Origin of the sequence: Streptomyces sp. NPDC005791 (genome assembly GCF_042871485.1) — a bacterium.
Classification (GTDB): domain Bacteria; phylum Actinomycetota; class Actinomycetes; order Streptomycetales; family Streptomycetaceae; genus Streptomyces.
This window is the reverse complement of record NZ_JBIAIP010000003.1, coordinates 178604-202207: the sequence shown is the minus strand read 5'-3', so window position 1 is coordinate 202207 and position 23604 is coordinate 178604. Positions and strand designations below refer to the sequence as shown.

Genomic DNA, 23604 nt, shown 5'->3' with positions numbered 1-23604 from the left:
TCGTCGGCGATGCCCGGTCCCGGCTCGTCGGCCGCCAGGCGCGCCAGGGCGGCGAGCAGTGTCTCCCGGTCCTGGCCCACGGCGGCGGCGCGCCGGTCGAACCGCGCGCGGTGCAGTGCCAGCGTCACCGCGACATCGGTGAGGTCGAGCTCCGGACGTTCGCTCAGCGTGTCGTGCAGACGGCGCGCCTGGGACCGCAGCGCGGCAGGTGTCCGCGCGGACAACAGCAGCGGCACGGCCGGCGGGCGCGGTGGATCGACCGGCCGGGGCGGGACCGGGGGCGCCTCCTCCAGGATCACGTGCGCGTTGGTCCCGCTGATCCCGAACGACGACACCCCCGCCCGGCGCGGGCGACCGCCGGCGGGCCACGGCTCGGCCTCGGTCAGGATCCGTACCGCATCCGCCGGCCACTCCACGTGCGGTGACGGCTCGTCGACGTGCAGGGTGGGCGGCAGCGTCTCGTGCCGCAGCGCCTGCACCATCTTGATCACACCGCCGACACCGGCAGCGGCCTGCGCGTGCCCGATGTTCGACTTCAGCGACCCGATCCGCAGCGGCTCGGCGCGGTCCTGGCCGTAGGCGTTGATCAGCGCCTGTGCCTCGATCGGGTCACCCAGCGTGGTGCCGGTGCCGTGCGCCTCCACGGCGTCCACCTCGGCCGCCGACACCCCTGCCCTGACCAGTGCCTGGGCGATCACCCGCTCCTGCGAGGGTCCGTTCGGTGCGGTCAGGCCGTTGCTCGCGCCGTCCTGGTTGACCGCGCTGCCGCGGATCACGGCCAGCACGGGGCGCCCGTTGCGCTGCGCGTCGGACAACCGCTCCAGGGCGAGCACGCCGACGCCCTCGGCCCACGCGACACCGTCCGCGGCGCTCGAGAACGCCTTGCAGCGCCCGTCCGGTGACAGGGCCCGCTGCCGGGAGAACTCCTGGAACAGCATCGGGGTGGACATGACCGTCACCCCGCTGGCCAGGACCAGCGACGTCTCCCCGGCGCACAGGGCCTGCACCGCCAGGTGCAGGGCCACCAGCGACGACGAGCACGCCGTGTCCACCGTCACCGCGGGTCCTTCCAGACCGAGGGCGTAGGACACCCGGCCGGAGACGACGCTGCCGCCCGATCCGGTCGCCAGATAGCCTTCCGCGGCACCGTCGGCGGCCTCGCGCGCCGTGTAGCCGTAGTCCTGGTACATGACGCCGGCGTACACCCCGGTGTCGCTGCCGCGCAGGGAGGCCGGGTCGATACCGGCGTCCTCGAGCGCTTCCCAGGACGCTTCGAGCAGCAGCCGCTGCTGCGGGTCCATCGCCGCTGCCTCACGGGGGCCGATGCCGAAGAAGGCGGCATCGAAATCACCCGCGGCGCGCAGGAATCCGCCTTCCCGTGTGTACATCTTGCCGGGTGTGCCGGGGACGGTGTCGTACAGGTGGTCGATGTCCCAGCCGCGGTCATCGGGCATCGGGCCGATCGCGTCCACGCGCCCGGCGATCAGGTCCCAGAGCTGGTCGGCGTTCTCCACGCCGCCGGGGTACCGGCAGCTCATGCCGACGATCGCGATCGGCTCGTCGGCCCTGGCCCTGGCCGTGGCGGGGCGCGACCGTGCCGGCGCCGCGCTGTCGACCCTGGTACGCAGGAAGTCCGCGACGGCGGCGGTGGTCGGATAGTCGAACACCAGCGTGGACGGAAGCGGGACACCGGTGGCGGCGGTCACCTTGTTGCGGAACTCGACTCCGCCGAGCGAGTCGAAGCCCAGTTCCGTGAAGGGCGTTTCGGGGTCGACGGCGTCGGCCGACTCGTGGCCGAGTACCCCGGCGGCGATCGCGCGGACCTCGTCGCGGATCAGCGCCTCCCACCGATCGGCGGGGGCGTCCACCAACCGCCGGCGCAACGGGCTGTCGGCGGTCCGGCCGCGCGACGGCACGTGGATCAGACCGCGCAGCACGGCGGGCAGCGTGCCGAGCCGGCCCAGCGCGGTGAGGGCCTGCGTGTCGAGCAGCGCGGTCATCAGCATCGGTTCGCCGGTGGTCAGCGCGTCGTCGAGCATCCGCATGCCGGTGTCCGGCTCGATCGGGGACAGGCCCAGACGCGTGCGGATCTGACGGGCCAGGTGTTCGGCGCCCGCCTCGTTCAGCGCCTCGGCCATGCCGCGCTTCCACAGCCCCCAGGCCAGCGAGTGTGCGGGCAGACCGGCACTGCGGCGCAGCTGGGCAAGGGCGTCCATCGCCGCGTTCGCCGCCGCGTAGTTGCCCTGGCCCTGCCCGCCGAGCAGCGGCCCGGCGGAGGAGAACAGCACGAACGCCGCCAGGTCCATGTCGCGGGTGAGCTCGTGCAGATGCCAGGCGGCATCGGCCTTCGGGGTGAGCACCCGGTCCACCTGCTCCGCGGTCAGGGTCTCGACGGTGCCGTCGTCGACCACGCCTGCGGTGTGCACGACAGCGGTCACCGGTTCGTGCACGGGTACGGATTCCAGCAGCGCCGCCACATCGGAGCGCTTGCTGACATCGCAGGCGGCGACGCGTACGCGGGCGCCCAGCGCGGTCAGTTCGGTGACCAGCTCCGCGACCCCCGGCGCGGCGGAGCCCCGGCGCGAGACGAGCAGCAGCCGGCGCACCCCGTGCCGGGTGACCAGGTGACGTGCGGTGACGGCGCCCAGTCCGCCGGCGCCGCCGGTGATCAGGACCGTGCCGTCACCGAAGGGCTCGCCGGCCGGGGCGGCGGTGGCCGCACGGACCAGCCTCGGTGCCACCGTGGCGCCGACACGGATCGCGAGCTGGGGTTCGTCCATGGCGGCTGCGGCGGCGATCCGCCGGTGCGGGTCCGCGAGGTCATCGTCGTCGAGGTCCACGCTCACGATGCGCCCCGGATGTTCCGACTGCGCGCTGCGCACCAGGCCGCGGACGGCCGCCGCCGCGAGATCCGGCGTCTCACCGGGCAGACCCGCCCCGTTGCGGGTCAGCACGATCAGCGTCGAGCCGGCGCAGCCCGGTTCGGCGAGCCAGTCACGCAGCACCGCGAGGGCGCTGTGCACGGCGGTGCGGACGGTCGCCGGGACGTCGGCGTCGTCCTCCGCCGCCGTTCCGGGCGACCAGACGACGGCCGCGCCGGTGGGGTTCCCGCCTGCCACGAACGCCGTGACATCCTCGAACGTCTCGGCGCAGCCCTCGACGGGCCGCCCCAGGGCGACCAGGGGCCGGTCCGGCACCTCGGGCGCCGTCACCGGCGTCCAGGCGATCGTGTGGAGCGGGGCGCGGGCCCCGGCGAGAGCGCGCGCGTCCGCAGGGCGGGCGAGCACGGCGTCGATCGACAGCACGGCGGCGCCGGTGGCGTCGCAGGCGTCGATGCGCACTTTCTCGGAACCCGACCGGATGATGCGGGCGCGGACCGCGCTCGCGCCGCGCCGGAAGACACGGACGCCGCCGAAGGAGAACGGAAGCGGCAGCCTGCCGTCGGGGAGGTCGTCGGCGAGTACGTCGATGGCGGCGTGGAAGATCGCGTCCAGCAGCGCCGGATGGACCCCGAAGGCCGCCGCCCTGCCCGCCGTCGTTTCGTCCAGGGACACCTCGGCGAAGACGTCGTCACCGCTGGTCCAGGCGGCGCGCACGCCCTGGAAGCTCGGGCCGTAGCCGAATCCCAGGTCGGCGAGCCGGTCGTACAGCCGCGTTCCGTCGATCGGCCCGCCGTCGGCCGGCGGCCAGTCGGGGTCGGTCCAGGCCGGTGTCACACCGTCGGCGGGAGCGAGGACGCCGGTGGCGTGCAGCGTCCAGTCCGGCTCGCCCGGGTGGGACGGCGCGGTGCCGGTGGCGGCACGCGAGTGGACCGACAGGCGCCGTCGGCCGGTGTGGTCGGGCTCGGTCACCGACACCTGTACGTCCACGGCGGCGGTGCCGTCGAACACCAGCGGTGCCTCCAGGACGAGTTCGTCCACGACGGGCAGGTCCAAGCGGCTGCCCGCCGCCGACGCGAGCTCCACGAACCCGGTGCCGGGCAGCAGCATCGAACCGAACGCCGTGTGGTCGGCGGTCCACGGCTGGTCGGTGGTGGAGAGCCTGCCGCTGAAGAGCCATGCGTCACGCCCGGCGAGCGGCGCGGCGACGCGCAGCATCGGATGGTCGAGCGTCGACAGGCCGGCGCGGCCCAGGTCACCGAGCGCGCCGTCCTCGGGCTGCACCCAGTAGCGGCGGTGCTGGAAGGCGTAGACCGGCAGGTCGAGGTGGGTGACCGGCCCTGCCGGTGACAGCGGCGACCAGTCGACGGTGACGCCCGAGCAATGGGCGGCGCCGAGCAGCCGAAGGAACTGGCCGGCCTCGTCGACGCCCCGCCGTGACGCCGCCTCGACCAGCGAGCGCTGCGCCACCTCGTCGTTCAGCGTGTGGCGGGTCAACGCCGCCAGCACCGCGTCCGGACCCACCTCGACGAACCGGCGCACCCCGGCGTCGGCGAGCGACCGCACCGCCGGGGCGAATCGCACGGCCTCGCGCACCTGCCGCACCCAGTACTGCGGCGTCAGCAGCTCGGGGCCGGCCGGCGCACCGGACACCGTGGAGCACACGTCCATGCGGGGCTCCCGGTACGCAACCGACCCGGCGACCTCCTCGTACGCGGCGAGCATCGGCTCCATCAGCGCCGAGTGGAAGGCGTGACTGACCGTCAGCCGGTTCGTCCTGACGCCCTCGTCCTTCAGCCGCTCCTGCAGGGCGGCGATCGCCGCCGTCCCGCCCGAGAACACGACGGCCGTGGGCCCGTTCACGGCCGCCAGCGAGACCGGCCCGGTCGCGAGCAGGTGCAGCGCCCGCTCCTCCGGCACCGCGGCGGCGAGCATCGCTCCGCCGGCCGGCAGCGCGCCCATCAGCCGGCCGCGGGCGGCGACGAGCCGGCACGCGTCGGCCCGCGACCACACCCCGGCCACGTAGGCCGCGGCCAGCTCACCGATCGAATGCCCGACCACCACGTCCGGGGTCACGCCGAACGACTCCAGGAGGCGGTACAGCGCCACCTCGAACGCGAACAGCGCGGGCTGGGTGTACTCCGTCCGGTCGAGCGGGGCGCTGTGCCCGGTGTCGCCGGCCCGGCCGGACATGACCTCGCGCAGCGACACCCCCAGCAGGGCGTCGAACTCCGCGCAGATCTCGTCGAGGGCGGCGGCGAACACGGGGAACGCGGCGGCCAGCCCTTCGCCCATGCCGACGCGTTGCGCGCCCTGGCCGGTGAACAGGAAGGCCGTCCCGCCGGTGGTGGCGGCACCCGACACGAGCTGCGGGGACTCCGCGCCCTCGGCCAGGGCCGTGAGGCCGGTGAGCAGAGCGGCCCGGTCGGCGCCGAGCACCGCGCCGCGCCGCGCCAGCTGAGCGCGCCCGGTGAGCAGGGCGGCGGCGACATCAGCGTCATCCGCCTCGGGGTGCGCGGCGAGCCAGTCCCGCAGCCGGCCCGCCTGCGCCTGGAGCGCGGCTTCCGACTTGGCGGACAGCAGCCACGGCGCCGGCAGCGCCGGCCGGCCCGGCTCCGGCCGCTGGGCGTCGTCCGCCGGTCCGGCGGCACGGGCGCGTGGCGCCTCTTCGAGGATCACGTGAGCGTTGGTCCCGCTGATCCCGAAGGACGACACACCCGCCCGGCGCGGACGGCCGAGCTCCGGCCACCGCTGAGTCCGCGTCAGCAGCCGCACGGTGCCCGCCGACCAGTCGACCTCGGGGGTCGGCTCGTCCACGTGCAACGTCGGGGGCATGACCCCCTCGCGCATCGCCATGACCATCTTGATCACGCCCGCGACACCCGCCGCGGCCTGCGTGTGACCGATGTTCGACTTCACGGAACCCAGCCACAGCGGGTGGTCGTCCCCCCGGGCCTGGCCGTACGCGGACATGAGCGCCCGCGCCTCGATCGGATCGCCGAGCCGTGTACCAGTACCGTGCGCCTCCACGGCGTCCACCTCGGACGCCGACAGCCGCGCGTCGGCCAGCGCGGCCCGCACGACCCGCTCCTGCGACGGCCCGTTCGGTGCGGTCAGCTGGCTGCTCGCACCGTCCTGGTTCACTGCCGAGCCCCGCATCACCGCCAGCACCCGGTGCCCGGCGCGCTCCGCGTCCGACAGCTTCTCCAGCACCAGCACGCCCACGCCCTCGGCCCAGCCCGTGCCGTCCGCCGACGACGAGAAGGCCCTGCACCGCCCGTCCGGCGCCAGCCCGCGCTGCCGGGAGAACTCCACGAACGTGCCTGGTGTCGCCATCACGGTCACACCGCCGGCGAGCGCCATCGAGCACTCACCCTGGCGCAGCGCCTGCGCGGCGAGGTGCAGCGCGACGAGCGAGGAGGAACACGCGGTGTCGACCGTCACCGCCGGCGCCTCCAGGCCGAAGGTGTAGGCCAGCCGGCCCGACGCGACGCTGCCCGCGCTCCCGGTCAGCATGTAGCCCTCGAAGCCCTCGGGGGTGTGGGGGCGGGAGCCGTAGTCGTCGTACATGACGCCCATGTACACCCCGGTACGGGTGCCCCTCAGCGTCGTCGGGGCGATGCCCGCGTGCTCGAAAGCCTCCCAGCTGGTCTCCAGCAGCAACCGCTGCTGGGGGTCCATCGCCGCCGCCTCGCGGGGGCTGATGCCGAAGAACTCGGCGTCGAACCGGTCCGCGTCGTACAGGAAGCCGCCTTCGCGGGCGTACGAGGTGCCGAGGTGGTCGGGGTCCGGGTGGTACAGGTTCTCCAGGTCCCAGCCACGGCCGTCCGGGAAGGGACCGACCGCGTCACGTCCCGCGCTCAGCAGCTCCCACAGGTCCTCCGGGGAGGCGACACCGCCCGGCAGCCGGCAGGCCATGCCCACGATCGCGATCGGCTCGTGTGCGCGCTCCTCCAGATCCTGCACCCGCTGCCGGCTCTCCCGCAGATCGACCGTCGCCCGCTTGAGGTAGTCGCGAAGTTTCTGCTCGTTGTCCATGTCTACCTGCCGAGTTCGTTGTCAAGTGCTGCGAAGAGTTCGTCGTCGGTCGCCAGGTCGATGTCGGCGCCGTCGGGGCCGCCGTCCACCGTCCGGAGCAGACCGCGCAGTCGCGTGGCGTACGTTCCCGCCGGGCCGTCGCTGTCCGAAGGTCCGGCGGCCGCGAGCGCGGCCTCGAGGGCGTCCAGGGCCGCCTGGACCGGGTCCGCCGCTTCGCCGGCCAGCTCGCCCCGCAGGTGTTCGGCGAGAGCCTGAACGGTCGGGTGGTCGAAGACGAGCGTGCTGGGCAACCGCATTCCGGTGACGGTGTTCAGCCGGTTGCGCAGTTCGACCACGGTCAGGGAGTCGAAGCCCAGGTCCAGCAGTCCGCGCTGGACGTCGATCGTCCGCGGGGCCGGGTGGGCCAGCACGATACCGACCTGCTCCCTGACGAGGTCGAGCAGCCGCTTCCGCTGTTCCTCCGCGTCCAGGCCCGAGAGCCGTCGCGCGAGGGGGATCTCCGCCGGGGCGGAGGCTCGCCGGCCGGTGTGGGGCCCGGTGCGCACCAGGCCCCGGTACAGCTCGGGCAGGGCATCCCCGAGGCTCCGCAGCGCCGCGAGGTCGAGGGCCACCGGTGCGAGCACCGGTGGCGTCGCCGCCGCGCCGGCCGCCGGTGGCGCCTCGGCTCCGGCCAGGGCCGTGTCGAGGGCGGCGAGCGCCCGGCCGGCCGGCATCGGCAGGATCCCGTTGCGTGCGAGCCTGGCCCGGTCGGCACGGTCGAGGTCGTTCGCCATGCCGTCCTGCCACATTCCCCAGGCGAGGGACACGGCGGGCAGGCCCTCGGCGCGCCGGTGTCCGGCGAGCGCGTCCAGGAAGGTGTTGCCGGCGGCGTAGCCGGCCTGTCCGGCGTTGCCCACCAGACCGGCGACGGACGAGAAGAGGACGAAGTGCGTCAGCTCCAGCCCGGCGGTCAGTTCGTGCAGGTTCCAGGCGGCTGCCACCTTCGGCCGCAGGACCCGGGAGAGGCGCTCCGGGGTCGTGGCCTCCAGCATGGCGTCCTCGACGACTCCGGCCGCGTGCACGACCGCGGTGAGCGGGTGCTCGTCCGGGACCGAAGCGAGCAGCGCGGCCAGCGCGTCGCGGTCGGCCGCGTCGCACGCCGCGACGCGTACGTCCGCGCCGAGCGCCGCCAGTTCGGCGACCAGATTCCGCGCCCCGCCTCGCCGGCTGGTGAGCAGCAGGCGACGGGCGCCGTGGGCGGTCACCAGGTGCCGGGCGACCTGGGCCCCGAGGGCGCCGGTGCCCCCGGTGACCAGCACCGTGTGCTCCGGGTCGAACGCGCCGCCGGTGTCCGGGGCCGGGTTCGGGACCTTGGCGAGCCGGGTCACGTAGGCCAGCCCTCCGCGCAGTTCGATCTGCGGCCGAGGGTCGGCCAGGGCCGCCGCGAGCAGGTCGCCGCCGGCCGGGCGGCCGTCCGTGATCACGTGCTGGAAACGTCCCGGATGTTCCGACTCCGCGGTCCGCATCAGCCCGGAGAGCGCGCTGTGCGCCAGTTCCCCGGTGCTGACCACGGCGAGCCGCGCTCCGGCCGCCGGGTCGGTGGCGAGCCACTGCCGCAGGACCGTCAGCGTCTCCTCCGTGACCCGGCCGGTCTCCTGCGGGGTGGCCGGGCGTACCGGAAGGACGACCACGTCGGGTACGGGCGCGCCGTCCGCCGTCGAGGCCGCCAGGCCGGCGAGGTCGGCGTGGTGCCGGGCGGCGAGTCCGAGGGTGGTCCCGCCGAGGACCGCGAGGCTCATGTCACCACCGGTGGCAAGTTCCACAGCGGCCCGCTCCACCGCGTACACGAGCGGCTCCGAGGGGCGGGTCAGCGAGGTCCCTGCCGGCAGGGCCCGCACGGCGAGCGAGGCGACGGTGGCGACCGGCGCGCCCGTCCCGTCGGCGACGGCGACCGTGACCGTTCCGTCCGGGCGGGGTGACAGCTTGACCCGCAGGGTGCCGGTCGCGGTCCCGGTCAGCTGGACGCCGCCGAAGGAGAAGGGCAGCCGTAGTGCGGCAGGCTCCTCCAGGAGCAGTGCGTGCAGCGCGGCGTCGAACAGGGCCGGGTGCAGGGCGAATCCCTCATCGAGGTCGACGGGCAGCCGTACCTCGGCGTAGAGGTCCTCGCCCGAGCGCCACGCCGCCCGGAGGCCCTGGAAGGCGGGTCCGTAGCCGTAGCCCCGGTCGGTGAGGCGGTCGTACAGGTCCTCGACCGGCTGGGGTTCGGCGCCGGCCGGGGGCCACGGGACGAGGTCGGGGCCGGGGGTGCCGGGGACGGCGGCCACCACGGTTCCGGTGGCGTGCCGGTCCCAGACGTCGCCTTCCCGGTCCCCGCGTGAGTGGACGGCGACGGGCCTGCGGCCGTCTCCGTCGGGGCCGCCGACGGTGATCTGGAGCTGGAGCGCGCCCTCGTCGGGGAGGACCAGGGGCGCCTGGAGGGCGAGTTCCTCCAGCCGCTCGCAGCCGAGTGCGGCGCCCGCGTGGAGCGCGAGCTCGACCAGGGCCGTGCCGGGGACCAGCAGGGTGCCGGCGACGGCGTGGTCGGCGAACCAGGGGTGGCTGCGGGCCGATATCCGGCCGGTGAACAGGACACCGTCGGAGTCGGCGAGCGGGACCGCGGCCCCGAGCAGCGGGTGCCGTGCGGCGTCGAGCCCGGCCGAGGTGACGTCGCCGCCGGGCCCCTCCATGAGCCAGTAGCGCCGGCGCTGGAAGGGGTAGGTCGGCAGCTCCGCTGCCGGTCCCGTGTCCTCGCCGAACAGGGCGCGCCAGTCCACCGGCACCCCCCGCACGTGTGCGTGGGCCAGGGCGGTGACGGCTGTGTGCGGCTCGGGGCGCCCGCCGCGCATCACCGGGACCAGGAGCGATCCCGCGTCGAGGAAGTCCTGCCCCATGGCGCTGAGCACACCGTCCGGGCCGAGCTCCAGGAAGGTCCGTACGCCTTCGGCCTCCAGGGCGCGGGCCGCGTCCAGGAAGCGCACGGGGCGGCGGGCGTGCCGGACCCAGTACTCGTACGTGGTCAGCTCCTCGGCGCCGGCGAGCTGCCCCGTCAGGGTGGAGACGACCGGGATGGCGGGCGCGGCGAAGGTGAGCCCCTTCGCGACCGTCTGGAATTCGTCCAGCATCGCGTCCATGTGCGGCGAGTGGAAGGCGTGGCTGACGCGGAGCCGCTTGGTCCTGCGTCCCAGAGCGGAGAGTTCGGCTCCGACGGCCTCCACGGCCTCCTCGTCGCCCGAGAGCACCACGGAGGTGGGGCCGTTGACGGCGGCGATGTCCAGCAGGTCCTCCCGCCCGGCGAGCAGCGGCAGCACCTCCCGCTCCTCGGCCTCCACGGCGAGCATCGCGCCGCCGCCGGGCAGCGCCTGCATCAACCGGCCGCGGGCCGCGACGAGCTGCGCCGCGTCCGCCAGGGAGAGGACGCCGGCGACGTGCGCGGCGGCCAGCTCACCGACGGAGTGCCCGGCGACGAAGTCCGGTCGCACGCCCCAGCCTTCGAGGAGCCGGAAGAGCGCGACCTCGGTGGCGAAGAGGGCGGCCTGCGTGAAGCTGGTCCGGTCCAGCGGCGCCGGGTCCGTGCCGAAGAGGACGTCGAGCAGCGGCTTCTCCAGCCACGGGTCGAGCTCCTCGCACACGGCGTCCAGCGCTGCGGCGTAGGCGGGGTAGGCGGTGTACAGCTCCCGTCCCATGCCGAGTCGCTGGCTGCCCTGGCCGGTGAAGAGGAAGGCCGTACGGCCGTCCACGGGGGTGCCCCGCACGGCCGGTGCCGCGCATCCGTCGACCGCTTCGGTGACGGTGGAGGCCACCACGACGGCACGGTGCGGCAGTCCGGCCCGTCCGAGGGCCAGGGTCCGGCCCGCCGGCGCCAGGTCTCCACGCGCGGCGCCGGCGAGAGCAGCGCCCACCCGGTCCGCCTGCGCGAGCAGAGCCGCGTCGTTGTGCGCGGACAGCAGCAGGGGCACGACCGGCATCGGCGCGGCGGGCGGGGCTACCCCCTCGGCCGACGGCTGCTCCACGATGACGTGGGCGTTGGTACCGCTGATGCCGAAGGAGGACACGCCTGCCCGGCGCGACCGGTCGGACTCGGGCCACGGCACCGCCTCGGTGAGCAGTTCGACCGCCCCGGCGGACCAGTCCACGTGCGGGCTGGGCTCGTCGATGTGGAGGCTCCTGGGGAGCACCCCGTGCTCCATCGCCATGACCATCTTGATGACCCCGGCCACGCCGGCGGCGGCCTGGGAGTGTCCGATGTTGGATTTCAGGGAGCCCATCAGAAGGGGCGCCGTACGCTCCTGCCCGTACGTGGCGAGTACGGCGCGGGCTTCGATCGGGTCGCCCAGCGTGGTACCGGTGCCGTGGGCCTCCAGTGCGTCGACGTCCGCGGTGGTCAGGCCCGCGTTGGTCAGGGCCTGGCGGATCACCCGCTCCTGCGAGGAGCCGTTGGGGGCGGTGAGGCCGTTGCTCGCACCGTCCTGGTTGACGGCGGTTCCCCGGATCACGCCGAGGACCCGGCGGCCGTTGCGCCGGGCGTCGGAGAGCCGTTCCAGCAGGAGGATCCCGGCGCCTTCGGCCCAGGCCGCCCCGTCCGCCCGGGCGGAGAAGGACTTGCACCGGCCGTCCGGTGCCAGGCCGCGCTGCCTGCTGAACTCCACGAACAGAGTGGGCGCGGCGAGGACGGTCACCCCGCCGGCCAGGGCCAGCCCGCACTCGCCGTTCCGCAGCGCCTGCGCGGCGAGGTGGAGGGAGACGAGGGAGGAGGAGCAGGCGGTGTCGACGGTGATCGCCGGTCCCTGGAGGCCGAAGGTGTAGGCGACGCGGCCGGAGGCGACACTGACCGTGCTGCCGACCGACAGATAGCCCTCCAGGGCCTCGGGGGCGTCCTTCAGGCGTGCCGCGTAGTCGTTGGCCATGACACCGGCGAACACCCCGGTCCGGCTGCCCTTGAGTGAGGCCGGGTCGATGCCCGCGCGTTCGAATGCCTCCCAGCAGATCTCCAGCAGCAGGCGCTGCTGCGGGTCGATGGCGGTGGCCTCACGGGCGCTCACCCCGAAGAGCTCGGGGTCGAACTGCGGGGCGTCGTAGAGGAATCCGCCGTGCCGGGTGTACGAGGTGCCCATGTGGTCGGGGTCCGCGTCGTACAGGCCGTCCAGGTCCCAGCCACGGTCGTCCGGGAACGGGCCGATGGCGTCCCGCTCGTCGGACAGCAGCGCCCACAGCTCCTCCGGCGAGCTGACCTCGCCCGGATAGCGGCAGGCCATCGCGACGATCGCGATCGGCTCGTCGGAGGCGCCGACGGCCGGTTCGGCCTCGGCCGGTGCGGCGGCCCGGCCGAGCAGCTCGGTCCGCAGGAAACCGGCCAGTTCGACCGTACTCGGGTGGTCGAACACCAGCGTCGCGGGCAGCTTCAGACCTGTGGCCGCGTTCAGCCGGTTGCGCAGTTCCACCGCCTTGAGCGAGTCGAAGCCCAGCTCGTTGAAGGCCCGGTCGGGCGCGACCTGGCCGGCGTCGGTGTGCCCCAGCACGGAGGCCACCACGCCGCGGACCAGCTCCAGCAGCGCGCGCTCCTGGTCCTGGGGGGCCAGGGGCGCCAGGCGTTCCCGGAGGGAGTTCCCGCCCGCCCGCTCGCCGGCGGCGGTGCGCCGCGCCGGGCGCACCAGGCCGTGGAAGAGCGCGGGCAGGGTGCCGTCCTCGCTCCGGGCCCGCAGTCCGGTGTGGTCGAGCAGCGCCGGGACGAGCACCGGGCGGCGGGTCGCGAGGGCCGCGTCGAACAGCGCAAGCCCCTGTTCGCTGCCGAGGGGGGCGATGCCGCCCCGGGCCATGCGGGCGAGGTCGGCGTCGGTCAGGTGACCGGTCATCCCGCTGCCCTCGGCCCACAGACCCCAGGCCAGCGACGTACCGGGCAGGCCGAGGGCCTGGCGGTGGTGCGCGAGGGCGTCCAGATAGGTGTTGGCCGCGGCGTAGTTGGCCTGCCCCGCCGTGCCGACCGTACCGGCGAGCGAGGAGAACAGGACGAACGCGTCCAGGTCCAGGTCGGCCGTCAGCTCGTGCAGGTGCCGGGCGGCGTCGACCTTGGGGCGCAGTACGTCGTCGAGCTGCCGGGCGGTGAGGGCGTGCAGCGTGCCGTCGTCGAGGACACCGGCGGTGTGCAGGACGGCGGTGAGCGGGTGCTCCGAGGGGATCGCGTCCAGCAGCGCGGCGACCGCCGTGCGGTCGGCAGTGTCGCAGGCGACCACGGACACGGCGGCTCCGTGGGCGGCGAGTTCGGCCTCCAGCTCCGGCATGCCCGCCGCGTCCCGGCCACGGCGGCTCACCAGCAGCAGGTGCCGTACGCCGTGGGCGGTGACGAGGTGGCGGGCGAACAGCCGGCCCAGGGTGCCGGTGGCGCCCGTGACGAGCACGGTGCCCGCGGGGTCCAGGGCGGGCACGGTGTCGTCGCCGGCCGTGGGCGAGGTGACCAGCCGGGGTACGAGCAACGCCCCGTCGCGCAGGCTCACCTGCGCGTCCGGTACGGCCAGCGCGCGGCCGAGCTCGGCCTCGGAGACGTCCCAGTCCGTCAGGTCCAGCAGCCCGAACCGGCCGGGGTGCTCGGCCATGGCGGTCCGCACCAGACCCCAGACGGGGGCGGAGCCGAGTCCGGCCTCCGTGCGGGCGGTGGTCGCGTCGCGGGTCACGAAGACCAGGCACGAGTCGGCGAACCGCTCCTCGGCGAGCCACTCCTGGGCCAGCCGCAGAGCCCGGTGGGCCACGGCGCCGGGGCCCTCCTCACCGGGGAACGGGACCACCACGAGCGGCGGGGCACCGACCGTGCCGGCGAGGTCCGGGTAGCTGCCCAGAGGGGCCGGCAGACCGGGACCGGAGGCGCCGACGACGGCCCACCCGGTGGCCGGGGCGGCCTCCGGGGCGGTCGTCCACTCCACCTGGAGCAGCGGCCGGCGGGGCGCGCCCGAGCCGGCGATCCGCGCGGGGTCCACGGCCCGCAGGCCGAGCGTCCTCACCGACGCGATCGGCGCACCGCTCGCGTCGGCGAGGGAGAGGGCGGCGCCCGAGCCCTCCGGGGTGATCCGTACGCGCACCACGCCGGCGTCCACCGCGTACAGCCGGACGCCGGTCCAGGCGAACGGCAGCGCCAGGCGGCCGTCCTCCGCGAGCGCCAGCGGGTGCAGGGCGGCGTCGAGGAGGGCCGGGTGGATCCCGAACTCGCCCGGGGCGACGCCCTCCGGGAGCGCGACCTCGGCGAACATCTCCCGGCCGGCGCGCCACAGCGCCCGCAGGCCCTGGAAGGCGGGCCCGTACTGGAAGCCCCGCTCGGCGAGCGTGTCGTAGGCCGCCGTCAGGTCGACCGGTTCGGCGCCGGCCGGGGGCCACGGGGTGCCGGCCTGTACGGCCGGACCTTCCTTCGCGTGGCCCAGTACGCCGGTGGCGTGCAGGGTCCACGGGTGGACGGTGGCGGCATCGGGCTCGGGTTCCGGGCGGGAGTGCACGGACAGCGCGCGCCGGCCCTCCTCGTCCGGGGCGGCGACCACGACCTGGAGCTGGACTCCGCCACGGCCGGCCATCACCAGGGGGGCCTGGAGGGTCAGCTCGTCGAGCTCGTCGAGGCCGGTGTGGTCACCCGCCCGGATGGCGAGGTCCACGAAGGCGGTACCAGGGAGCAGCACGGTGCCGGCCACGGCGTGGTCCGCGAGCCAGGGCTGCGTGGTCAGGGAGATCCTGCCGCTGAGGACCAGCTTGTCCTGGTCGGCCGTCCAGAGCGCGGCGCCGATGAGCGGGTGCCGCTCGGCGGCCATGCCGAGCCCGCCCGCGTCCCCGGCCGCGGCCGGGCCCTCCAGCCAGTGGCGCCGGCGCTGGAAGGGGTAGGTCGGCAGGTCGACGACCGCGCCGGGCCCGCCGACCACCGCGGTCCAGTCGAGCGGGGCGCCCGAGACGTGGGCCTGCGCGGCGGAGGCGAGGAAGTCGTCGATTCCGCCCTCGTCACGGTGGAGCGAGGGCACGGTGACGGCACTGCCGTACGGCGTGTCGTCGATCGTCTCCTGGAGCGCGACGGTCAACACCGGGTGGGCGCTGGCCTCGATGAACACGCGGTGGCCCTGTGCGAGCAGGGTCCGGGTGGCCTCCTCCAGCCGGACGGTCCGGCGCAGGTTGCTGAACCAGTACGAGCCGTCGAGCTCCGTGCCGTCCAGCGGCTGCCCGGTGACGGTGGAGAGGAAGGGCACATCGACGGCGCGCGGGGTGAGCGAGGACAGGGCGTCGAGCAGCTCGTCCCGCACGCTGTCCACGTGCGCGGAGTGGGAGGCGTAGTCGACCGGGATGCGCTTGGCGCGCAGGCCGTTGGCCTTGCAGTGGGCGACCAGCTCCTCCAGGGCGGTCACCTGTCCGGCGACCACCACGGAACGCGGACCGTTGTGCGCGGCGATGTCGATCGCGCCCTCCCACCGCGCGACGAGCTCACCCACCTCACCCGCCGGCAAGGCCACCGAGACCATCCCACCCGTACCCGCCAGCCTCACGATCGCCCGACTGCGCAACGCCACGACCTTCGCCGCGTCCTCCAGCGACAACGCCCCCGACACCACCGCCGCCGCGATCTCACCCTGCGAATGCCCCATCACCGCATCCGGCTCCACACCCACCGAACGCCACAACGCCGCCAACGACACCATCACCGCCCACAACGCCGGCTGCACCACATCCACCCGATCGAACCCAGGCGCACCCTCCACACCCCGCAACACATCCAGCAACGACCACTCCGTGAACGGCGCCAACGCCCGCTCACACTCCCCCAGACGAGCAGCGAACACCGGCGACACCTCCACCAGCCCCACCGCCATACCCCGCCACTGCGACCCCTGCCCCGGAAACACGAACACCGTCGTGCCCGGACCGGTGACGGTGCCCCGCACCAGGTTCGGCGCGGGCCCGCCCGAGGCCAGCGCGTCGAGACCGGCGAGCAGTTCGTCGCGGCCGGCGCCGGAGACCGCCGCCCGGAAGGGGAGGTGCGGGGCGCGGGTGGCGAGAGCCGAGGCCACCCGTGCCGGGTCGACGGTCTCCGGGGCCAGCAGCTCGCGCACCTGGCCGGCGCGCGCCGCCAGGGCCGCCTCGCTCTTCGCCGAGACCACCAGCGGAAGCCCCGCCACCACCGGCTCACCGGCCGCGGCAGGCTCAGGGCCCTGCTCCAGGACCACATGGGCGTTCGTACCGCTGATACCGAACGAGGACACGGCCGCGCGGCGCGGACGCGCCGCCTCCGGCCACGGCCGGCGCTCGGTGACCAGCTCCACCGCACCCGCCGACCAGTCGACGTGGGGTGTGGGCTCGTCCACGTGCAGCGTCGGCGCGAGCTCCCCGTGGCGCATCGCCATCAGCATCTTGATGATGCCCGCGACACCCGCGGCGGCCTGCGTGTGACCGATGTTCGACTTGACCGACCCCAGCCGCAGGGGCTCCTCGCGTTCCTGGCCGTAGGTGGCGAGCAGCGCGTTGGCCTCGATCGGGTCACCGAGCCGGGTGCCGGTGCCGTGCGCCTCGACCGCGTCCACCTCGTGCGGGGCGAGACGGGCGTTGGCGAGGGCCTGGCGGATGACGCGTTCCTGCGAGGGCCCGTTGGGGGCGGTGAGGCCGTTGCTCGCACCGTCCTGGTTGACCGCGGAACCCCGGATCACCCCCAGCACGGTGTGCCCGAGCCGCTGGGCGTCCGACAGCCGCTCCAGCACCAGCATGCCCGCGCCCTCGCCCCAGCCCGTACCGTCCGCCGACGCCGCGAACGACTTGCAGGTCCCGTCCGGCGACAGACCGCGCTGACGCGAGAACTCGACGAAGGTCGTCGGCGTGGACATCACGGTGACCCCGCCGGCGAGTGCCATCGAGCACTCGCCCTGACGCAGCGCCTGAGCGGCCAGGTGCACCGCCACCAGGGAGGACGAACACGCCGTGTCCAGCGTCACCGCCGGTCCTTCCAGACCGAACGTGTAGGCCACCCGGCCCGACAGGACACTGGAGATCGTGCCCGTCAGCAGATGCCCCTCGAAGCCCTCCGGCGCACGTCCCAGCCGCGACCCGTAGTCGTTGTACATCACACCCGCGTAGACACCGGTCGAGGAGCCGCGCAGCGAGGCGGGGTCGACTCCCGCACGCTCCAGCGCCTCCCAGGCGACCTCCAGCAGCACCCGCTGCTGCGGGTCGGTCGCGATCGCCTCACGCGGACTCAGGCCGAAGAACTCGGCGTCGAAGTCGGCGGACCCGTAGAGGAATCCGCCCTTGCGGGTGTACGACGTGCCGGTCTTGTAGGGGTCCGGGTCATAGAGGCTCTCCACGTCCCATCCTCGGTCGGCCGGGAACTCGTCGATCGCGTCCCGGCCCTCCGCGACGAGCCGCCACAGGTCCTCCGGCGAGGAGACCCCGCCCGGATAGCGGCATCCCATACCGACCACGGCGATCGGCTCGTCCGCTCCCTGGGCGTGGGCGGCCACCGACGGGACGACGGCCGTCCCGGTCCCGTCGAGCCGGTCCAGCAGGAAGTCCGCCACCGCCCGGGGCGACGGGTGGTCGAACACGAGGGTGGTGGGCAGGCGCAGCCCGGTCACCGCGCTGAGCCGGTTGCGCAGTTCGACACCCGTGAGGGAGTCGAAGCCGATGTCCATGAACGCCTTGACCGGGTCGATGCCGGCGCCGGCCCCGTGCCCGAGGACCAGTCCCACGGTCTCCCGTACGGTCCGGAGCACGGCCTGGGCCCGCTCCTCCGCGCCCAGCGCGTTCAGCCGCCCGGCCCACGACGAGCCGGCGCCGGCGGTGGCCGCCTGCCGGCGGCGGACGCGGACCAGGCCGGTGAACAGCTCGGGAAGCGTGTTCTCAGCGGCACGGGCCCGCAGGGCGCGCAGGTCGAGTTCGGCAGGGACCAGCAGCGGCTCCGCCGAGGCGAGCGCCGCGTCGAAGAGGTCGAGGCCCAGTTCCGGGGTCAGCGGGACGATCCCGCTCCGCTTCCACCGCGCGACATCGGCGTCGGCGAGGGTCGCGGCCATGCCGTCGGCACTGTCCCACAGGCTCCACGCGAGGGAGGTGGCGGGCAGGTTCCGGGCGCGGCGGTGCTGCGCGAGGGCGTCGAGGAAGGTGTTCGCGGCGGCGTAGTTGGCCTGGCCGGCGTTACCCATGAGACCCGCGATGGACGAGAACATCACGAACGAGGCGAGGCCGTGGGACTCGGTGAGGCGGTGGAGGTTCCACGCCGCGTCCACCTTCGGACGCATCACGCGCTCCAGCTGACCGGCCGACAGCGAGGCGACCGTCGTGTCGTCCAGGACACCCGCCGTGTGCACCACGGCGGTCAGCGGACGCTCGGCCGCGACCTCGTCCAGCAGACCGGCCAGCGCGCCGAGGTCCGACACGTCACAGGCCGCCACGCGCGCCCGCGCGCCCGCCTCCGCCAGCTCCGCCACGAACTCGGCGGCCCCCGGCGTCCCACTCCCGCGACGCGACACCAGCAGCAGGTGCCGGGCACCGTGATGCGTCACCAGGCGGCGCGTCACCAGCCGGCCCAGCGTGCCCAGAGCACCGGTCACCAGGACCGTGCCCTCCGGGTCCAGATCCTCCGCCACGCCCGCCGCGACACCCTCGGCACGCGTCAGACGCGGCACGAACAGCGCGCCGCCCCGCGCCGCCACCTCGGGCTCACCCGACGCCAGCACGGTGGGCAGCAGCTCCGCCCCGCCCTCGTCGACGTGGGCGAGGACCAGCCGGCCGGGCTGCTCGGTCTGCGCGGTACGGATCAGGCCCACGAGCGGGGCCGTGTGCAGCGCGCCGTCCGGGACGACGAGGACGAGGCAACTGTCCGCGAACCGCGGGGCGGCCAGCCACTCCTGTACCGTCTCCAGCCCACGCGAGGCGGTGGAGTGAGTCAGGTCGAGTACGTCACCGACGCCGTCGTCGACGAGTTCCCGCTCGCCGATCACCACGAACTCCGGCACATCGGATCCGGCGTCGAGCGCGGCGCCGAGGGCGGCGAGGTCGGCGTAGGGCGCCTCGCCCAGCCGGACCCACCGCCGGCCGGCGACCGGCTCGGCCGCCGCGACGGGCTCCCAGGCCACCCGGTACAGGGACTCCACGGCCGGGCCGGCGACGGCGATCCGGTCGCGGGCGACCGGCCGCAGGGTGACCGACTCGATGGTCGCCACCGGAGCGCCGGCGCCGTCGGCGAGAGCGAGACGGGCCGTGTCCTGGCCGGTCCGGGTCCAGTGGACGCGCACCACCGTGGCGCCGACCGCATGCGGTGCGAAGCCCGCGAACGAGAACGGCAGTCGGATCGTGGTGTCGTCCTGCGCCGAGGCCGCGGCCTCCAGCACGAGCGGGTGCAGGACCGCGTCGAGCAGGGCGGGGTGCACCCCGAAGCGCGCGGCTCCCGGGTGGAGCTGCTCGGGCAGGACGGCCTCGGCGAACAGGTCGTCACCGGCGCGCCAGGCGGCCCGCAGCCCCTGGAAGGCCGGCCCGTAGCCGTAGCCCAGGTCGCCGAGGCGGTCGTAGACGCCGTCCAGCGGGACGGGCGTGGCGCCTGCCGGGGGCCATGTCTCCAGCGAGACACCCGGCGAGGGGACGGCGGAGGTGAGCAGGCCGGTCGCGTGGGCGGTCCACTGCTCCTCACCGGTCCGTGCGTACACGGTGAACCGGCGGTCGCCGCGCACGTCGGCCCGGTCGACGGTCAGCCGCAGCTGAGCGCCCGTCGTCCCCGGGAGAGCCAGGGGGGCCTGGAGGGTGAGCTCCTCGACGCCGGCGTATCCCAGCTGTTCGGCCGCGGCGCCCGCGAGCTCCAGGAAAACCGTCCCCGGTACCAGGACCGTCCCACCGATCGCGTGATCGGCCAGCCACGGGTGCGAGGACGACGAGACCGAAGCCGAGAACTGGACCGCGTCACCGTCCGGCTCCGTGATCACCGCAGCAAGCAGCGGGTGATCCACAGCCGTCAGACCCAGACCCGCCGCGTCACCGGAGCGCGGCGCGTCCAGCCAGAAGCGTTCGCGCTGGAAGGCATACGTCGGAAGCTCCACCACACCGGAGCCCGGCAGGAACCGCTCCCAGTCCACACCCGCGCCGTGTGCGTGCACAGCGCCCAGGGCGGCGAGCAGGGAACGCTTCTCGGGACGGTCCTTGCGCAGCACCGGAACCGCGACGACGCCCTCGGCGCCGTCCAGGCACTCGCCCGTCAGAGCCGCGAGTGTCCCGTCGGGGCCCAGCTCCACGAACGCCGTCACACCGAGACCGGCCAGCGTGGCGATGCCGTCGGCGAAACGGACCGCCGAACGGGCCTGCACGGCCCAGTACTCGGGAGTGAACTCCTCGACCACCTCACCGGTGACATTCGAGACGACCGGGATCCGGGGAGCCGAATGGGTCAGGGTCCGGGCGATCTCGGTGAGCTCCGCCAGCATGCCGTCCAGGTGCGCGGAGTGGAAGGCGTGGCTCACCTTCAGCCGTGTAGCCCGCACGCCCTCCCCGCGCGCCAGCTCCAGGACGTCGAGCACGGCCGTCTCGTCACCCGAGATCACGGTGGCGGCAGGGCTGTTGACCCCGGCCACCTCCACCCCGGAGCGGCCCTCCAGCCACCCGGCGACGCGCGCCTCCCCCGCGTTCAGGGCGGCCATCGCCCCGCCCTCGGCAACACCCTCCATCAGACGCGCCCGCGCGCACACCAGACGCGCGGCGTCCTGGAGCGACAGCACACCCGCCACATGGGCCGCCGCCAGCTCACCCACCGAATGACCCACCAGGTAGTCCGGGGTCACCCCGTAACGGGTCAGCAGACGGAACAGGGCCACCTCGACCGCGAACACCGCCGGCTGGGTGTAGAGGGTCCGCCGCAGCAGCTCCGGCTCGCCCTCGATCACCTCGGCGAGCGAACGGTCCAGGTGGACGTCCAACGCCTCCGCGACCTCGTCGAACGCAGCCGCGAACACCGGCTCCGCCGCGTACAGCTCGCGGCCCATGCCCACCCGCTGACTGCCCTGCCCCGAGAACAGGAACGCCACCGGGCCCGCCGATGCGGCCTCACCCGGAGTCAACGCCCGCAGGGCGCCCAGAAGTTCCTCGCGTGTCTCCCCCACGACCACCGCGCGGTGGACGAATCGGGCTCGTGACACGGCCAGCGCACGGCCCACGGCCGCGGCGTCCAGCTCCGGCCGTTCCTCCAGGAACGACACCAGCCGCTGCGCCTGCTCCGACAGAGCGGCCCGCGACCTGCCCGACACCACCCACGGCACCGGTCCCGGCACCGACAGCTCCGGTCCCGGCACCGACGGCTCCGCCACCGGGGCTACGGTCTCCGTCACCTGCTCGACGATGAGGTGTGCGTTGGTACCGCTGATTCCGAACGACGAGACGGCTGCCCGGCGCGGGCGACCGCGCTCCGGCCACTGCTCGGCCCGCGTCAGTAGCTCCACCGCGCCGGCCGACCAGTCGACGTGCGAGGTCGCCTCGTCCACGTGCAGCGTCGCCGGGAGCACCCCGTGCCGCATGGCCATGACCATCTTGATCACGCCCGCGACACCCGCCGCGGCCTGCGTGTGACCGACGTTCGACTTCAGCGAGCCGAGGCGGAGCGGCTCTTCGCGGTCCTGGCCGTAGGTGGCCAGGAGCGCCTGCGCCTCGATCGGGTCGCCGAGCCTGGTGCCCGTGCCGTGCGCCTCCACCGCGTCCACCTCGGACGCCGACAGGCGGGCGTCGGCCAGCGCGGCGCGGATGACCCGCTCCTGCGCGGGCCCGTTCGGGGCCGCCAGGCCGTTGCTCGCCCCGTCCTGGTTCACGGCGGAACCACGGATCACCGCGAGCACCCGGTGCCCGTTGCGTTCCGCGTCCGACAACCGCTCCAGCACCAGCAGGCCCACGCCCTCGGCCCAGCCCGTACCGTCCGCCGACGACGAGAACGCCTTGCACCGCCCGTCCGGCGACAGCCCGCGCTGCCGGGAGAACTCCACGAACATGCCGGGCGTGGCCATGACGGACACACCGCCGGCGAGCGCCATGGAGGACTCGCCCTGGCGCAGCGACCGCGCGGCGAGGTGGAGTGCGACGAGCGAGGACGAGCAGGCGGTGTCGACCGTCACCGCCGGGCCTTCGAGACCGAAGGTGTAGGCCAGCCGGCCCGAGGCCACACTGGCGGTGTTGCCCGTCAGCAGGTAGCCGTCGTGTCCGCCGGACGGCTCGTGCAGCCTCGGCCCGTACTCCTGCGCCGTGGCGCCCACATACACACCGGTTCGGGTGCCGCGCAGCGCGGCGGGGTCGATGCCCGCCTGCTCCAGGGCCTCCCAGGCCGTCTCCAGCAGCAGCCGCTGCTGGGGCTCCATCGCCGCCGCCTCCCGGGGGCTGATGCCGAAGAACTCGGCGTCGAACCGGTCCGCGTCGTGCAGGAAGCCGCCCTGGGTGGCATAGGTCGTGCCGGGGCTGTCCGGATCGTCGGTGAAGAGCGCGTCGAGGTCCCAGCCCCGGTTGGCCGGGAATGCGCCGATCGCGTCGACCTCGTCGCTGACCAGGTTCCACAGGTCCGCGGGGGAGGCGACCCCGCCCGGCAGCCGGCACGCCATGCCCACGATCGCGATCGGCTCGTCGAGCGCCACGGCCTCGTAGGCGTCGTCGTCCAGGCCCTGGTCCTGGCCTTCGTACAGCTCCTCGTCCGGGTCCTCGGCCAGGTCCGGGAGCTGAGCGCCGAGGTGTGCGGCGAGTACGGCCGGGGTCGGGTGGTCGAAGAGGAGGCCGGCGGGCAGCGACAACCCGGTGGCCCTGTTCAGCGCGTTCCGGAGCTCGACGGACGAGACGGAGTCGAAGCCCAGGTCCTTGAAGGGCGTGTCGATGTCGACGTCACGCGCCGAGCCGTGGCCGAGCACCGCCGCCGCGTGCGCACGCACCAGCTCCAGGGCGTCGCCGCGCGGCGCGGACCTCTTCCGGCTGCTCCGCCGTGCCACGGCGGTCCGGACCGGGGCCGGCCCGGCCGCCGGGCCCTCCAGCCAGTAGTGCTCACGCTGGAAGGCGTACGTGGGCAGATCCACCAGCCCCGGACCCGGCAGCAGACGCTCCCAGTCCACCTCCACACCGTTGGCGTGCGCCTCCGCGACCGAGGTCAGAAAACGGTCCTGCCCCCCGTCGTCGCGGCGCAGCGATCCGACGACGACGGTGCCACCGACTCCGGCCTCCTCGGCCGTGTCACTGAGGGCCGAGGTGAGCACCGGGTGGGCGCTGACCTCGATGAAGACGTGATGCCCGTCGTCGAGCAGAGCGCGGGTGGCTTCCTCCAGCCGGACGGTCCGGCGCAGGTTGCTGAACCAGTACGAGCCGTCGAGCTCCGTGCCGTCCAGCGGCTGCCCGGTGACGGTGGAGAAGAACGGGATGTCACCCGCACGCGGCGTGACATCGGCCAGCAGCTCCCGCAGCTCGTCCCTCAGCAGGTCGACGTGGGCGGAGTGGGAGGCGTAGTCGACCTTGATGGTGCGGGCACGGTACCCCTCGGCCTCACCGCGCGCGACGAGGTCGGCCAGGGCCTCCGGGTCGCCGGAGACGACCGTGCTCCGGGGACCGTTGTGCGCGGCGATGTCGATCGCGCCGTCCCACCGCGCGACGAGCTCACCCACCTCACCCGCCGGCAAGGCCACCGAGACCATCCCACCCGTACCCGCCAGCCTCACGATCGCCCGACTGCGCA

Annotated in this window: 1 protein-coding gene and 3 pseudogenes; all 4 read right to left on the bottom strand. The window is 74.5% G+C overall.

Annotated features, from left to right (window positions below):
• Positions 1 to 86 precede the first annotated feature (86 nt).
• Positions 87 to 722 (bottom strand): annotated as a pseudogene (locus ACFYSH_RS08010) (ketoacyl-synthetase C-terminal extension domain-containing protein); the annotation flags it as partial.
• Between the two features lie 141 nt (positions 723 to 863).
• A pseudogene (locus ACFYSH_RS08005) lies at positions 864 to 3032 on the bottom strand (type I polyketide synthase); the annotation flags it as partial.
• A gap of 234 nt (positions 3033 to 3266) precedes the next feature.
• Positions 3267 to 6881: pseudogene (locus tag ACFYSH_RS08000) on the bottom strand (type I polyketide synthase); the annotation flags it as partial.
• Between the two features lie 38 nt (positions 6882 to 6919).
• Entirely contained in the window at positions 6920 to 23563 is a 16644-nt protein-coding gene (locus ACFYSH_RS07995) for an SDR family NAD(P)-dependent oxidoreductase (protein WP_388751404.1), read from the bottom strand.
• Between the last annotated feature and the right edge of the window lie 41 nt (positions 23564 to 23604).

Bases quoted from the DNA above. Each gene is read 5' to 3' on its own strand.
- ACFYSH_RS07995 (WP_388751404.1), bottom strand. From the start codon at position 23,563: ATGGTCTCGGTGGCCTTGCCGGCGGGTGAGGTGGGTGAGCTCGTCGCG.